The 14,301-nt window shown below is 42.5% G+C and carries 14 protein-coding genes and 3 pseudogenes; 3 read left to right on the plus strand and 14 right to left on the minus strand.

The window, feature by feature from the left end:
- A pseudogene (locus tag V7K89_RS35515) lies at nt 1–288 on the plus strand (hypothetical protein); the annotation flags it as partial.
- A gap of 70 nt (nt 289–358) precedes the next feature.
- Here the strand turns inward: V7K89_RS35515 and V7K89_RS35520 are convergent.
- The 4 genes and pseudogenes from V7K89_RS35520 to V7K89_RS35535 all read right to left on the minus strand — a co-directional run bounded on the left by V7K89_RS35520 (nt 359) and on the right by V7K89_RS35535 (nt 3,181).
- Nucleotides 359–578: pseudogene (locus V7K89_RS35520) on the minus strand (type II toxin-antitoxin system HicB family antitoxin).
- Nucleotides 579–635: 57 nt separating this feature from the next.
- A complete protein-coding gene (locus V7K89_RS35525; protein ID WP_335195566.1) occupies nt 636–872 on the minus strand; it encodes a 2Fe-2S iron-sulfur cluster-binding protein in 237 nt (78 codons plus the stop codon).
- Between the two features lie 103 nt (nt 873–975).
- Nucleotides 976–2,460 carry a cobyric acid synthase CobQ gene (gene cobQ / locus V7K89_RS35530; protein ID WP_335195567.1) on the minus strand — a complete coding sequence of 495 codons (1,485 nt, stop codon included), beginning with the start codon at nt 2,458–2,460 and terminating at the stop codon, nt 976–978.
- A 316-nt stretch (nt 2,461–2,776) separates the two neighbouring features.
- Nucleotides 2,777–3,181: an Npun_F0494 family protein gene (locus V7K89_RS35535; protein WP_335195569.1), complete on the minus strand. Its 405-nt coding sequence runs from the start codon at nt 3,179–3,181 to the stop codon at nt 2,777–2,779.
- Between the two features lie 194 nt (nt 3,182–3,375).
- On the opposite strand from V7K89_RS35535, the gene V7K89_RS35540 reads away from it, so the two are divergent.
- Nucleotides 3,376–3,813, plus strand: a complete 438-nt coding sequence (locus tag V7K89_RS35540; RefSeq protein WP_322733414.1) for a peroxiredoxin — start codon at nt 3,376–3,378, stop codon at nt 3,811–3,813.
- Between the two features lie 75 nt (nt 3,814–3,888).
- Here the strand turns inward: V7K89_RS35540 and V7K89_RS35545 are convergent, their stop codons facing one another.
- The 5 genes from V7K89_RS35545 to V7K89_RS35565 form a co-directional block, all read right to left on the minus strand.
- The gene (locus tag V7K89_RS35545; RefSeq protein ID WP_335195570.1) at nt 3,889–4,293 is read right to left on the minus strand and encodes a hypothetical protein; all 405 of its coding nucleotides are present in this window, start codon (nt 4,291–4,293) and stop codon (nt 3,889–3,891) included.
- A gap of 36 nt (nt 4,294–4,329) precedes the next feature.
- Nucleotides 4,330–5,217 carry an ABC transporter permease gene (locus V7K89_RS35550; protein ID WP_335195571.1) on the minus strand — a complete coding sequence of 296 codons (888 nt, stop codon included), beginning with the start codon at nt 5,215–5,217 and terminating at the stop codon, nt 4,330–4,332.
- Nucleotides 5,218–5,394: 177 nt separating this feature from the next.
- Nucleotides 5,395–6,414: an ABC transporter ATP-binding protein gene (locus tag V7K89_RS35555; protein ID WP_335195572.1), complete on the minus strand. Its 1,020-nt coding sequence runs from the start codon at nt 6,412–6,414 to the stop codon at nt 5,395–5,397.
- 135 nt (nt 6,415–6,549) lie between these two features.
- Nucleotides 6,550–7,530 carry a choice-of-anchor A family protein gene (locus V7K89_RS35560; RefSeq protein ID WP_335195573.1) on the minus strand — a complete coding sequence of 327 codons (981 nt, stop codon included), beginning with the start codon at nt 7,528–7,530 and terminating at the stop codon, nt 6,550–6,552.
- A 197-nt stretch (nt 7,531–7,727) separates the two neighbouring features.
- On the minus strand, nt 7,728–9,197 hold the full coding sequence (locus V7K89_RS35565; protein WP_335195574.1) for an aminotransferase class I/II-fold pyridoxal phosphate-dependent enzyme: 1,470 nt from the start codon (nt 9,195–9,197) through the stop codon (nt 7,728–7,730).
- Between the two features lie 300 nt (nt 9,198–9,497).
- On the opposite strand from V7K89_RS35565, the pseudogene V7K89_RS35575 reads away from it, so the two are divergent.
- Nucleotides 9,498–9,705 (plus strand): annotated as a pseudogene (locus V7K89_RS35575) (hypothetical protein); the annotation flags it as partial.
- A 169-nt stretch (nt 9,706–9,874) separates the two neighbouring features.
- Here the strand turns inward: V7K89_RS35575 and V7K89_RS35580 are convergent.
- From V7K89_RS35580 to V7K89_RS35600, 5 genes are all read right to left on the minus strand, one after another.
- Complete coding sequence (locus V7K89_RS35580) at nt 9,875–10,594, minus strand: HEAT repeat domain-containing protein (RefSeq protein WP_335195575.1); 720 nt, start codon at nt 10,592–10,594, stop codon at nt 9,875–9,877.
- A 170-nt stretch (nt 10,595–10,764) separates the two neighbouring features.
- Nucleotides 10,765–11,610 (minus strand): HEAT repeat domain-containing protein, encoded by an 846-nt coding sequence (locus tag V7K89_RS35585; protein WP_335195576.1) that lies wholly within the window; start codon nt 11,608–11,610, stop codon nt 10,765–10,767.
- Complete coding sequence (locus V7K89_RS35590) at nt 11,611–11,907, minus strand: phycobilisome linker polypeptide (RefSeq protein WP_335195577.1); 297 nt, start codon at nt 11,905–11,907, stop codon at nt 11,611–11,613.
- A 40-nt stretch (nt 11,908–11,947) separates the two neighbouring features.
- Nucleotides 11,948–12,817 carry a phycobilisome linker polypeptide gene (locus tag V7K89_RS35595; protein ID WP_335195579.1) on the minus strand — a complete coding sequence of 290 codons (870 nt, stop codon included), beginning with the start codon at nt 12,815–12,817 and terminating at the stop codon, nt 11,948–11,950.
- A 171-nt stretch (nt 12,818–12,988) separates the two neighbouring features.
- Nucleotides 12,989–13,801, minus strand: a complete 813-nt coding sequence (locus tag V7K89_RS35600) for a phycobilisome linker polypeptide (RefSeq protein WP_335195580.1) — start codon at nt 13,799–13,801, stop codon at nt 12,989–12,991.
- Nucleotides 13,802–14,301: the final 500 nt, after the last annotated feature.

Genomic DNA, 14,301 nt, shown 5'->3' on the forward strand with positions numbered 1-14,301 from the left:
ACAGTTATTGTCAATAAGCTTCATTTTTTTGAGAGGGTTTTTTACTTCAATCCCTTTACCTGTAACACTTTTACGATTATTGTCGCCCCTTCAACTCCACAACTTAACCCTATTGAAAGGTTCTGGCTTTTTCTCAAATCTCAAATTAAGGGTCAGGTATTTAACACCCTTGAAGAACTTCGTGATTGCCTAAACGAGCTTTTCAGTACAATCATATCGGAACGTGTTATATCTTTAACTTCTTATGACTTTCTTCTCGAAGCTCTTTTCTATGCAGCTTCAATGTAAATTGATATTAGACCAAAAAACCAGCGATCGCGCAAATTGTGCAACATTAGTTACTATCTAGTAAATTGCGTTAACGCATCCTACTTTCTGTTGGTTCTGGAAGTCGATCACCGACAGTTTCGTAAGCAATAATTAGAGACTCTAAAGCTTCAATTCCATTTACTACAGCCAACTCATAAGTATTGCTATGAGTCCGCCAGCATTGTCCTGGAAAATCAGGAAATAACTACCAAAAAATAGTTATCTTCTTCAGACCATTGAATAAGCATTAGGTATTCAAGTTTACTCATCTTGTTTCTTTTCCTCTACTTGCTCATCTGACATTCTGAACTTAGAGGGTTAAAAAACTACCAGGTTGGGTCGCTAAACAAATTAATTGTCAATTCCTCGCGTGGCGGTACTGGCGTTATACAAGCACGGATGATCTCTCTATCCTCTAATTCGACAGTGCAAGCATGACAAGACCCCATGAGACAACCGGTGGGAATAAATACCCCAGCCCGGTCTGCTACATCTAATAGGGCTTCTCCTACTTCGGCATCTACTGTGACATCATCTGGTAAAAAGCGGACACGAACAATCATTAATGTTACGCATTTAATTTAGTATTGTCATTAGTCATTTGCAAATGACAAATGACTAATGACAAAGGACTACTGAACTAATGACATTTCAACACATTTTAGCCTAAGACAAAAACTGACTTAAGTCTAAATGGCTTTCAACTTCAATGGCTAGAGAGTCTAAAATCTGCTCTCGCTGTTCTCGGTAGTTAGCAACACCAGTGGGCAAAGATTTTAAACCCCGCTGTTGACGCAGGCGATTTAACCAAGCCCGTCGCCAAGGCCCATTGTCAAAAAGCCCGTGGAGGTAACTGCCCCACACTGATTGACAACTATCTACTAACCCTAAATTAATATCGTCAAATAGAGCATGGTAGGATTGGGGATCTATACCTTGCTGTTCGATGCGCGATCGCCCTTGGTGGATTTCAAAACCATTAACTGGTAAGCCTTGTTGTGGATAATTTGAGCTAACTTGGCGCTGGCGGGCGATTTTTTGTCCTGTAATTACAGTTCTAATTGGTAAAAGATTTAACCCTTGAAATCTGCCCGCATGTCCTTCTATCCCTTCTGGATCGGCGATGATTTGACCGAGCATTTGATAGCCACCGCAGATACCTAAAACTGTTCCCCCAGAAGCAGCGTAGTTTTGGATAGCTTCTGCCATACCACTTTTTTGCAGCAGTAGCAAGTCAGTAATTGTGGTCTTTGTACCTGGGATAATCACGGCATCAGGATGTCCTAAATCTTGCTTAGGACTTAAGTACTTGATTGAAACTGTACTTTCTGATTCCAGTGGGTCAAAGTCGGTAAAATTGGCAATTCTTGGTAAGCGGATGACGGCAATGTTGAGGTCAGTTTGGGCTTTATTTGACGACGATTGACGTTCTAGCAGGTCAAGGGAGTCTTCTGCTGGATACATTTCTTGCAAGTAAGGTATAACACCGATAACAGGGATACCTGTGCGTTCTTCTAACCATTTTATCCCTGGATCTAAGAGCGATCGCTGCCCTCGAAACTTATTAATTACTACACCCTTAATTAGGGCGCGTTCATCTGGTTCCAATAATTCTAAGGTGCCAACAACATGGGCAAAAGCACCACCCCGATCAATATCAACAACTAATATGGTTGGCGCATTCAAATATTTTGCCACCCGCATATTGGTTAAGTCGCGGTACTTGAGGTTAATTTCCGCTGGACTACCAGCACCTTCACAAACCAGCATGTCAAATTCTGTTCCTAAATGCTGTAGCGATTCTTCAATTGTCCGCCACCCCAGTTCAAAATATTGCTCGTAGTAATCTGAGGCACTCACTTTGCCCACAGACCTGCCTTTGATAATTACTTGCGAAGTCATATCCCCTTGAGGTTTGAGTAAAATTGGGTTCATTTCTACCCAAGGCACGACTCCCGCCGCCCAAGCTTGCACTGCTTGGGCATAGCCAATTTCTCCACCACTGGAGGTGACATAAGCATTTAGAGCCATATTTTGACCTTTAAAGGGAGCCACTCGCCAACCACGCCGCGATAAAATGCGACAAATCGCTGTAGTTAAAAGTGATTTCCCTGCATGGGATGTTGTTCCCACTACCATAATTGATTTCATAGTTGCTATCACTTAGTTTTCCAAGATACAGAGTTAATTTTTAGGAACAAACAATAGGGCAGCAAGAGGAGTGGAAAAGCAGGGGAGCAGGAGGAGCAGAGGAGAAAGTTGCAGTAAGTTTTTCCGTCTGTCTGCTCCTTTGCACCTCTAGTTTTTATGTCCAATGCCCAATGCTCCATGCCCTATACCTAATGCCCACTATAACCATCACAAATTACAGTTAGATGGTTATGGTAAAGACTTTATGAATAGATGTGATGTTTCCGTATATATTGTTCCCTTTGATTCCCTAATCCTAACTCTTGGGTTTTTTATTCTAAAAGGGTATCCGTAACCAACGAATCACAGCATCATAAAAATGATCGCGCCATGAAGGAGTACGCCAATTTTTTCCCTGGTACTGTTCCACTAACTGGCGTCCCAAGGGAGTGAGACGAAAACTATCTGTAATTCCTTGACCATCGACTTCTCGGCGTAATACACCCACTTGAATCAACCAGCCTAAAGCGTTATCACAGGCTAATTCTGATAAAGGGCGTTTAGTATAGCCCTGCTTGAGTCCATTTTCTAGGGCGATCGCAGTTAATGATACACTCTGGTGTGCCATTACTTCAAATAAAGATAAATTGAAGGGCGAACATACTAGCGATCGCTCGGCTCTTTCTACTGTGTTTTGAGGATAGACAAAAATATTTGGGTTTTGGGAATCAACAGCAGCCATTGTGTATTGGTGGAAATTTTTCTTCTAACAAAGATTAATTTCAGAATATATTTTTTCTTGTATCAAATACCCCATTAAACCAAAATTAGTCACCGAAAATATATTTATGCTATTTTTTAGTAATCATATTTAATCATTATAAATTAATGTAAAATTTCAAGTGCATCAACAATCTGAAACAGGAAAAGTTTATTATGCCTCTAGCAGTTGGTACGGATGCACCTGCATTTACCGCCAAAGATACAAACGGCAACACAGTCTCTTTATCTGATTTTGCCGGAAAGACAGTTGTTTTGTATTTTTACCCGAAAGATGATACGCCAGGCTGCACCAAACAAGCCTGTAGTTTCCGGGATGCCCAGTCTCAATATCAAGGTAAAGATATTGCAATCTTGGGAGTGAGTGCAGATGATGAAGTCTCCCATCAAGCATTCACCCAAAAATATAATTTGAATTTTCCCCTACTGGCTGACAGCGATAAATCCCTAATCAAAGCTTTTGATGTGGATGGCGGCGGTTATGCCAAGCGTGTCACTTACGTAATTGACCCCAGCGGCAAAATTACCCATGTTGACGCTAACGTAAATACCAGCAACCATGCTAGCGATATTTTAGCTGCACTTGGACTGTAGTTTTTTACCTGATAATCAAGATTTTTTAAATAGTCTCAACCCCAAGCCCTAAAGGCTTGGGGTTCTTTGTTTGATTCAATTACCTGATGGTGGTGTCACTGATGGCGATGTAACTGATGGTAGAGTAATCGTTGGCAAATTATTATTGGGGGTTGATTGCTGTTCTTGACCTTGAATTAGTCTTTGTTGCCTTGCTTTAAAGGCTGCTGCTGCTGAGTCTAGTTGTTGGTTCTGTTGGTTAGAATCCCAGTTGAGAGTCCCGAAATTTGCCCGATGAATCAGATCAAACATATTGAAATTGTCTGAGTTGGAACGGGAGAAAGGATCGGTATTTTGGTCTGTTGTACTATTACTGGGGAAAGCATCCGTTGGGCTGCTGATTTGAGCGGAACTTGGTTGAGCCATGAGTAAGGAAGCAAAGCTAATTCCTGCCGCCGTAGCTACAAAGAGTCTAGTAATTTGTAAAAATGGTTTTTTCATGGGGTTTTGACTCTAAAATTGATCTATTTTATCTTTTTAGGCTAGAGTCCGCCGCAGTTGGGGTTGAATACTCACCAAGGCGACTAGGGCAAAGCCAAACAACACCAGCAATGCTCCCCCAAAGGTAACATTGCCCCAAGGAGCCTGCATCACTACACTATCTGGTCCCCAACTACTGTGGAAATAGAGATAGCGAATTGGTTCGATCGCATAGCTGAGAGGATTTAGGGTTGCCACAACCTGCAACCACTGAGGCATGAAGGATAGAGGTGCTAAAGCAGTACTAGCAAACAATAATGGTAGGTTAGTAACGAAAATCACTGCAATCAATTCAATGTGTCCGGGTAGAGCGAAAGCTAAACCGAGGGAAATAGCTGTTACACCCAAAGCTAACAGTAAGACAATTAAAGCGATCGCACTTAAACCCGCTACATTTGGTAGTCCAGCTCCCAAGAACGACGCTGCTGCTACAATCACTGCTGCTTGCAACAAACTTTGGCTGATTATAAAGATTGCTGAAGCAAAGACAATGGAAAACCGCGATGCTAAAGGTGCTACCAGCAAACGATTCAAAAAGCCGAACTCGCGGTCAAACATTACAGGTAAACCAGCATTCAGCGCCCCAGCAAAGGCTGTAAACACAATGATGCCAGCCGCCAAAAATTGACCGTAATTTGTTGTATTGCCAAATATACCCTTGGGAGCATTTTGGAACAAAGCACCAAATAGCACTAACCACATTACTGGCTGAATAATTCCAGCAACTAAAGATGAGGGACGGCGTTGCAACTGAATAAACAAGCGACGAGTTAAAGCTAACGTCTCTTGTACTAATTCACCGAAAAAGTTAGGTGCAATATTAGCATCTACTTGTGGCGATGCTAACGGCTGCCAATTGATATCAGATTTAGGAGTAACACTCATAGCAATTTTGGATTAATTGGGCATTGGGCATTGGGCATTGGGCATTGGGCATTGGGAATTGGGCATTGGGCATTTGGAATTGGGAATTGGGCATTGGGGATTAATTATTTGCCCTGTGCTCCTCTGCTCCTCCTGCTTCCTCATCTCTCCCATGCCCTATGCCCCATGCCCCATTCCCTATCTCATATTCTGCTTTTTCTCTGCTTTGGAATCGCGGGTGGCGACGGCTGCCAGTTCTGCATCCAACAAGGTGCGTCCTGTGGCGGCGAGATAAACGTCATCAAGGCTGGGGCGAGATTGGGCGATGCCAAATATGGGCAAGCCAGCGGTGTTCAGCGCTTGCTGTATGTTAATCAGAACATCATTCTGAGGTGTCACTACCAGGTTGAGCGAATTACCTTGAGCGCTGTTGATGATCACTTCTTGGACAAAGGACAAAGGTTTCAGAAGGTTTTTAGCTGTTTCAGCTTCCTCAATCGGGGAAAACTCGCGGATTCGCAAGGTGATGCGATCGCCCCCTACTTGATTTTTTAATTGTGAAGGTGTATCACTTGCAATTACAATGCCGCGATCTATAATTGCCACGCGATCGGCTAAAGCGTCAATTTCTTCTAAGTAATGGCTGGTAATTACTACCGTCGTCCCAGAGGCGCGTAATTTTCTTAAGAAATCCCATACTACAAAACGGGTTTCAATGTCAAGTCCTACAGTTGGCTCGTCCAACACCAAAACATCTGGTGCATGGAGCAATCCAGCAGCCAAGTCTAAACGCTTGCGTAAACCGCCTGAGTAGGTTCCTGTCTTTTTGTTGGCGTATTCTTGCAAACCGAGTAAATCTAATACCTTTTCAATACGCTGTTTGGCTACTGCGCCTGGAAGGTGATAAAGTGCTGCTTGCAATTGCAGTAGTTCTTTTCCAGTCAACACCTTATCTATAGCGACTTCCTGAGCTACATAGCCTAGTAGTTGTCTTGCCACTTTCGGATTATCTAACACAGAGATGCCAGATACTTCGATTTTGCCAGCATCCGGTGTGGTCAGCGTACACAAAGCACGCAAGGTAGTAGTTTTACCAGCACCGTTGGGGCCTAGTAAACCAAAAATTTCTCCTGGTTCTACCTGAAAGGAAACATCCTGGACAGCAACTACTGTACCGTAACGTTTTTGCAGATTTTGAATTAAAACGGCGGGAGCCATGACAGCCAATCCCCAACTATACAAATCTCAATAAAGTCTATCCTTATTGTAGAAGGTAGAGAGCAAGGAAATAGCGCATGAGCGAAAATCTGTAAACAAGTTCGCATCATGCGCTATGCTGCCAAAAATTTTTAATTATTCTAAACAAGTTGATTCATTGCGTTTGTAGCGAAGCAAACCAAATACTACAGCAACTAATCCTAAACCTGGAAGATTTGCAGGCTCTGGAACCTTACGAATGGGAGGCTTCGGTGGAGTGTAGTACTTAGTTGGGACATTTGGCAGATCGCCATTAAATAGATAGTTGTGAGACTCGCCATTTCCTGTTAAAGAAGCTACGACTACATTGCCGTTAACTTGACCGTTGTTGAAATTGAAATTAGCTAAAGGTGCAAGAATACTACCTTGGATGCCAATTCCACTGGCAGTTAGATTTGTTGCTTCATAAAAGTTGTAAATTACCTTTTGTTTATCTGCGCCAATGATATTAAACCCAAAGTTTTGCAGCGAGACATCCTTACCGCTGATATTTACAAGGATAGTTGAATTTGCATCTCCCTTAATTTCAAAATAGTTTGTTTTGGAGACAGATGAGCCTGCAAGATTAAAAACATTGAAAGCAGTACCACTGCCACTAAGGTTAATAGCACCCCAAGGTTGAACTGTTGTCTTACCAGTAGGAGTTAAGGTTGCCAAATATTCAGATAGCCCTCGCAGTTCTTTCCCTGCTTCATTGAAGTCGATGGGATTGCTCTTGCTGAGAGTTCCTTGAGGAAATCCCACATTGCTGGATACATTGGCGCTGCCTCCATAGATAGCATTACCGTGGTAGACTTGACCGTTGCTCAGAGTTAGATTCTGTCCAGCGACTACTACGTTGCCGCTATTGCCAGAAAGTCTGCTTCCAAGTCCGCCGACGAAATTTATGTTACCGCCAGCAGCAACTTTTCCTTCGATATCTGTATATTTTTGAGAGATATCTCCCAAAACAAATACATTGTAATTAGAGGCAGCACCTAACTCAACTGCATTCGCTCTTGCTGAGAAACCCAGCGCTAGAGTGACTACAATCGGAGCTGTTACTAGCACCCAAATATAATAGGTTTTTGATTTCATCTTCTAGTTATTAAGCATCAACATTATCCTATGGGTATAAATTCAAGATGACATTAGTTTACTAGCTATTTTCATTGAAGTTTCATACCTGGCATAATTACTGTATATTTTCCCCTAAATCATCTAAAAAACCGCATATTTACTATTGACTTCATAACTCCTAAATTTTTATTAATAAAAATTTAAGAGTTATGATGTTATTTCACAACTTTTAAACTTTTGAGGCTAATATCATTGCAACCACTGATAAATCCCCCTAGAGCCTGGATTTGTTGTAGATACTCAAGGACAGATTTGGTAATGACTTCTCCTGGCATTAACACAGGAATTCCGGGGGGATAGGGACAGACGATTTCAGCACAGATGCGTTTATTGGTTTGTGTCAAAGGTAATGTTTCACTGACAGCAAAAAAAGCTTCACGGGGAGAAAGTTGTAAAGCATAATCTAGTGTTCTATCTAAATTTAGCCAAACCTGGTTTTTAACAGTCAAGTTGCTTCGGCAATATTCTTTGGCGAGGGTGGTGAAACCTTGCACTAATTGTTCAATATCGGCTGGGGTATTGCCCAAACTAATAATAAAGGTGAGATGTTGTAGTGAGGCAAATTCAGCAGTAACACCTAATTTTTCATCAAGAATCTCATCTGCTTCAAATCCGGTTAAACCCAAACCAGAAACAGTAACAGTAAGTCGCGTTTTATCTAAAGCTGCAAAGCCAAGGGATTCCTCTAACTGAGGCATTTCCAAACTTGATAATCCAGGAATTTGACTGATTTTTGTTCTAGCTTCTTGGGCTAGTTGCAAAGTGCGAGACATAAGTATTTTTCCGTAGAGTGCCATTTGCTGACGCGCTGCATCTAAAGAAGCTAAAAGCAAATAACTAGGACTGCTAGACTGTAAGAGTTGCAAAGCTTTACTGATGCGATCGCCATCTATCCTATTACCTTGAACGTGCAACATTGATGTCTGTGTCATTGCACCAAGTACCTTGTGGATGGATTGTACAGTTAAATCTGCACCTGCGGCTAAAGCTGGAGTGGGTAATTCGGGATGAAAAGCAAAGTGTGCGCCGTGTGCCTCGTCTACGAGTAGAGGGATATTATATTGATGAGTAATGTTGGCGATCGCACTCAAATCTCCACAAACGCCGTAATATGTTGGGTAAACTGTCAACACTGCTTTAGCGTCTGGATGCTGTTGAAGTGCAGATTGTACAGCATTGGGGGTGATGCTATGGGCAATATCTAAAACTGGATCGTATTCAGGATTAAGGAAAATTGGTATTGCACCGGAGAGAATTAAACCAGCGATCGCAGATAAATGTACATTTCGAGGCAAAATGATTTTATCGCCTGTCCCACAGGTAGCAAGAATTGCTGCTTCAATTCCACAGGTAGAACCATTGACAAGGAACCATGTTTGCGAAGCACCAAATGCCTCAGCTGCCAGTTTTTGTGCTTCTTGAATAACGCCTTGGGGTGCAAAAAGATTATCTAAATCTGCCAATTCTGTTAAGTCAGCGCTAAAGACGGTTTTGCCAAATAAATTGGCTAAAGGTTGAGGAATTCCCTTGCCTTGTTTGTGTCCTGGGGTGTAAAAAGGTGCATGGGGTCTTGCTGCATTGACTTTTAAGGCTTCTAATAAGGGTGTTTGGTTTTGATTGAGCATTAAAAAAAACAAACCGTTAAGAGAACTCCAAAAAATAAATTATCCAATATTATGGGGTGGACATCTTGCCATTAGTGTCAAGTTAAGGCAGAAGCCCAAATGTCAAAGGTAAGTAACTACGCAAAATTAATTAACCTCACGCATTTGTCTAGGGGCCGAGCACGCAAAAGCAAGCGCAAAAATTGGGACTGGAGCCAACAAGTCACCTGAGTCCAGTATTAGACAAATGTAGCTTCAGACTATCTGCCAATGAGTCCTACCAAAATGCCGAGTTGCAACTAGAAGCATTAACGGGAGTGAAAGCGACTAAAGCTTGCAGAAAACTTACTCTGGATTGGTGAGGTAGATGCAACGATGCCTGCGGCGGGCTACGCCTACGCTTTGTTTGTTGATAAGCGCGAAAAAACAAGCAAAGAATTTTTGTGCATATTTGAACAAGCATCGAAGTCGGATTATCAATTATGGTTACTATCAGGCAAAACAGATTTGCTCTATTGGTTCTGGATCTTCGGTACTCAATTTCCCACCATGAGGTTTCTTCCGGGTGTAACTATTAGCATGTAGCTGATCAATTCCTTGAAAGCCTTTATCTTCCAATCCAAGAACTTTAAAAATATTACTCCAACTGACCTGGCTATTGCCGATAATTTCCCACCCTTTTTAAGGGTGACGTGTACTTAACGTCTGCCACCACCACGATGAGGCACTTCAGTGTTTTCTAGCTTTTTTTTAGGTGCAAACACTTCTTTATGTTGTTGCTGTTGAATTTTTTGCTGGGCAAACTTTATACGGGTGCGAACTCCCAGATCAACATCTGTATCGAGCATTTGCTGAAGTTGATTTGTAATCCGCAACGCTTGATCGGGTAAAGTGACTGCTATGGCGATCGCTAAGGTTTCTAAACTCGTCACGGCTGCATAGCGCACTACCCACTCTGGATCTTGAGAAATTAGTAATAGCGCTTCTAATACCTGAATCTGAACAGATTCCACTTTCTCAGGCATTAATTGATGCCAGCGCAAAGTGCCTAATCCTCTGGCAGCTGCCCGCCGCACACTTAAGGAAAAATCGTTTTTTGCTGCCTCTAACAAGGTATCCAGCGCCCGAACATCGCCAATTCCTGCTAAGGCACGAATCGCCCAGGCTCTTGCACTGTAGTTATAGTCATCAATTAGTTCTAATAGTGACGGTACTGCGGCTTCCCCAATCGCAATTAGTCCATCTACTGCCGCCACTGCCGCCCCTGGATTGTTGTAGCCCAAAGCTGCAATCAGAGTGGGAACAGATTCTTCGATACCAGCTGCCGCTAACTCTTGAATTGCGTCTAATAAGCGATCTGAGGAGTCTGCTTCTTCTACAGCACGGATTAATATTTGGGCAAGGTCACTGTTGTTCATAATAATTTTTCATCAGTCATTAAGAATCTGCCAATTGTAGCTTAAGTTATCCGTAGTTTACATAATACATAAACCTCCTAGCCCTGATTTTGCAGTTGGGTTGGAGGTTTATCTGGGGTAAACATTTACCTTAAACGTATTAATAACAACTAATTCCTAAAAAATTATGACTACAACAGTGAGTCCATCAAATTTATCACTTTAATCGCACCTACTGACAAAGTGTCTGTTGCTGTGTGATTAACTTGATGTTCTAGTAATTTTTTCAGAGAAATTAACTTCAAGCTATTTTCAGCAAGAGTTTCGGCGATCGCATCTGCTGCGGCTAGGTAGCCAATCGCTCCCAAGTCTGCTAACACTGCTCGACGCAATTGCAATTTATCTCCTGCCAGAGCTTTTACTAACCGTTCTCCATAAACTGGTTCTTGGGTTAATTGATACATTGCTCGTGCAGCAGCATATTGCACCAATTCGATTGGATGCTCTAAAAATGGTTTTACCAAAGGGATGCACTCAGTCGCCATCAAGGCTCCTAAGGCTTCTAAAATGGCTTCGTAGGGTTGAGATAAATCAGGCTGTTTTGATATTAGCTGTTCTCCCTGCAAACCTACTTGTAATAGCTCGCTCAGGGCGGGAATACAAATCGTATCGCCCAGCATTTCTAAGGATTGTACCGCTGCTTCCCGAACATAAAAATCTGAGCAGTCTAAACACGCAATTAAAGGTAAGACTGCCTGGCGATCGCCTAGTTTTCCTAAAGCCCTAGCTGCGTTCCGTCGCAAAGGATATCCGCCTTCTGGGGTTGTGTCGGCTTCATCTTTTAACGCTTTAATCAATCCTGTAACCGCAGCTGCTTCATATATCCGAAACCTACCCAACCACCAGGCAGCATAAAAACGCAGACCTAAATCTGCACTCTCAAGATTAGCGATTGCTTGCTCTACTGTTAAAGATTCACCATCGCCAGAGTTACCTGTTGGTGATAAATCTTCAAATTTCTGCGGACTAGAATTCATTTATGAAGAAGGAGGAGCGCTTTGTTCGCTATTTGATTGAGGTACAGCGTTTAATGGCTGAATGCTGACTATTTTGCCACCCAAACGAGTAATTCGCTGCATTTCTTGATTCATCCGGTTCTCAGGTACTGTGAAAAACACAGTGGCACTAGAACGAATCGGATAGTTGGTTTTTTCATTTTCTTCAACTTGTCGCAGACCCACTACTTCATATCGAAAGTAGCGATTACTCCTTGTTGTACTACTAATTGCTCCAATCATAAAATTAATTCCTAATTCTAGATCGTCATTAGTCATTTGCCCTTAATTAATGACTATTGACTAATGACTATTGACACTAAAGAGGTTTCACACTAGCTATTTTACCACCTTGTTTTAACACTCTCTGGAAGTAACTAGATAGTTCTTCATAAGGTATAACCACCGCTTGATTGACGCGGCGTGTGCTGGGATATCCAGATCCAAAAACACCTGCCACTTCTATGCGGTAAAGTCTACCTTCTTTACCAAAGGTTCCCGCACCACCAAAAGTACTGCTGGGGGTAACGCCTTTTTCAGAAGCAACGTATGAAAAGCCTGAGGAAGCACCAGAGGGAGGAACAACGACGGATGCACTATTGCGACCTAGTTCGCTAGCAAGGCGGGAGTCTTTGCCTTTGAGTTGGGAGGTATCGCTACTGGCATAGCCGCGATAAAGTTGAAATATCCGGGTAAATCCGACAGTTTTTTGTCCTGTTTGGGTTTCAAAGCCGCGATAGTAAGGCACTATATTTTCACCAAAGTTAGATTGATACTCTGGAGAATCGATATAAGAATCAATATCGGCTTCATATCCCTTGGTTTGATACAAGTCTAAGTGATAGACGACATCAGACTCATCATAAGGGGCACGACCCAACAAATGTTTGTAGTTCAGTTCGATGACACGAGTTTGGAAGTTGTCGTAGAAAAATTTGGATTTGTACAGTTCTGATTTAGCTACTTGACGCACAAACTCTTGCACTGTGTTTTTTCCATCGCGCAGGATAGATTCAGCACTTGTCAGGCGGTCAGATGCCAAAATGTAGTTGTTGCCCAAGACTTGACGATAGACGGCAGCAATTACTCTTTCTATGTCTTCTTTGGTTGCATTCGGACGCAATTCCACAGGGGACTGATCGGTAAACGGTTCTGTTCCCAGACGGGAAGCTGCTGTTGTAACGGCCATTGGTAATTTTCCTTTTGTAATTAATAGTTGGAAAAATTAGGAGTTAGGAGTTAAGAGTTAGAAGTTAAGGTAGGGGTATAGTTAGGAGTTTAAAACTCATAACTTCTAACTCCTCACTCTTGACTCCTCACTCCTCACTCCTAACTCCTCACTTAATTTCCTATTCCTTATTTATACGGCTGTAATGCTAATAACCTTACTACCCTTACGATTCAACTGCTGCAATTTGCTAGAAAGTTGTTCGTAGGGTACGATCAATTCCGCAGTACTGCGCCGTACTACAGCCGAGTATGGGGAAGCTGCTTGTAGCACTCTGATCCGGTATGCTTCGCCGCGACCACCTGAAGAGAGACCTGTTAAGGCTCCAGCGGAGACTGGGTAAATGGGTGAAGCTAGATTTTTCGCCACTTCCCAGGTTAGCCGTCCTTGTTTTTGTCCTTGAGCGCGATCGCTATTGGCATAACCCCGATACAGTTGGAACAGTCGGCTATAGCCAACGTTTTTTTGTCCTACTTGACTTTTAAAGCCTCGATAGTAGGGCACAATATTTTCACCAAAACTATCTTGATATTCTAATGAGTCAATGTAGGAATTAATCTCAGCTTCGTAACCTTCTGAGTTGTAAAGCTCAACATGGAATGAAATCTCTGACTCATCTTCCGGGGCACGTCCCAATAAATGCTTATAATTCAACTCAATGAACCGATTTTGGGAGTTGGAGTGGAAAAACTTATCCCGATAGAGTTCCGATTGAGCAATAGCTTGCACAAATCCCCTAACGGTGATTTCACCTTGCTGCAACAGTGATTCTGCACTCTCTAGACGCTCTCCTTCTAGTAGATATGCATTACCCAAAACCTGACGGTAAGCCGCCCGGATTACCACTGCCACATCCGCTTCTGTTCTATCAGGGCGTAGTTCTACTGGCGCTGAATTTTCAAACGCTCTAATTCCTAATTTTGCTGCTTGTCCCAAAGCTGCCATCTTTAACCTCCTCAGTTTTAACTGCAAAACTGAAAATTTTTTAGAAAAATTTTTTCTAGTCTTTTAACAGTCTTTTTGAAATTGACACTCACCTTACCTTAAGTAAGGCGATTTTTAAGACATCGCTGCCTTAATATCCTGTTTCCACAGGTTCCCAGGCTCACCCTACGGGTTTGGCAGTTCTTCATCGGGGAGAAAGGAACCTCCATTTTGCTGCCAGACACTGCGCGTACCTTGCTTCCCTGTAGTGGACGCGAACTCGCTAACTTGCGCTAGCGTCAAGTCAGAAGATTGCGATCGCTGCCTCTACCACATTTACCACAAGAGGGTAGTGATATCTCCTTACGTTATTTCGGGCGTATACTTTCCCCCAGTCCGAGGGTAGGTTTTTAAATCTTGTACTGATAAAAATATTGTGCCAATTGACGGTAGCTAAAAAGAGGCACTCGATTGCGAACTTTCTTAAAGTTGTAGCAAGTACCGTGCTACGTCGGTAGCTT

Source organism: Nostoc sp., from assembly GCF_036917515.1.
GTDB lineage: Bacteria > Cyanobacteriota > Cyanobacteriia > Cyanobacteriales > Nostocaceae > Nostoc.

Bases quoted from the DNA above. Each gene is read 5' to 3' on its own strand.
- V7K89_RS35525 (WP_335195566.1), bottom strand. From the start codon at position 872: ATGATTGTTCGTGTCCGCTTTTTACCAGATGATGTCACAGTAGATGCC.
- cobQ (WP_335195567.1), bottom strand. From the start codon at position 2,460: ATGAAATCAATTATGGTAGTGGGAACAACATCCCATGCAGGGAAATCA.
- V7K89_RS35535 (WP_335195569.1), bottom strand. From the start codon at position 3,181: ATGGCTGCTGTTGATTCCCAAAACCCAAATATTTTTGTCTATCCTCAA.
- V7K89_RS35540 (WP_322733414.1), top strand. From the start codon at position 3,376: ATGCCTCTAGCAGTTGGTACGGATGCACCTGCATTTACCGCCAAAGAT.
- V7K89_RS35545 (WP_335195570.1), bottom strand. From the start codon at position 4,293: ATGAAAAAACCATTTTTACAAATTACTAGACTCTTTGTAGCTACGGCG.
- V7K89_RS35550 (WP_335195571.1), bottom strand. From the start codon at position 5,217: ATGAGTGTTACTCCTAAATCTGATATCAATTGGCAGCCGTTAGCATCG.
- V7K89_RS35555 (WP_335195572.1), bottom strand. From the start codon at position 6,414: ATGGCTCCCGCCGTTTTAATTCAAAATCTGCAAAAACGTTACGGTACA.
- V7K89_RS35560 (WP_335195573.1), bottom strand. From the start codon at position 7,530: ATGAAATCAAAAACCTATTATATTTGGGTGCTAGTAACAGCTCCGATT.
- V7K89_RS35565 (WP_335195574.1), bottom strand. From the start codon at position 9,197: ATGCTCAATCAAAACCAAACACCCTTATTAGAAGCCTTAAAAGTCAAT.
- V7K89_RS35580 (WP_335195575.1), bottom strand. From the start codon at position 10,594: ATGAACAACAGTGACCTTGCCCAAATATTAATCCGTGCTGTAGAAGAA.
- V7K89_RS35585 (WP_335195576.1), bottom strand. From the start codon at position 11,610: ATGAATTCTAGTCCGCAGAAATTTGAAGATTTATCACCAACAGGTAAC.
- V7K89_RS35590 (WP_335195577.1), bottom strand. From the start codon at position 11,907: ATGACTAATGACGATCTAGAATTAGGAATTAATTTTATGATTGGAGCA.
- V7K89_RS35595 (WP_335195579.1), bottom strand. From the start codon at position 12,817: ATGGCCGTTACAACAGCAGCTTCCCGTCTGGGAACAGAACCGTTTACC.
- V7K89_RS35600 (WP_335195580.1), bottom strand. From the start codon at position 13,801: ATGGCAGCTTTGGGACAAGCAGCAAAATTAGGAATTAGAGCGTTTGAA.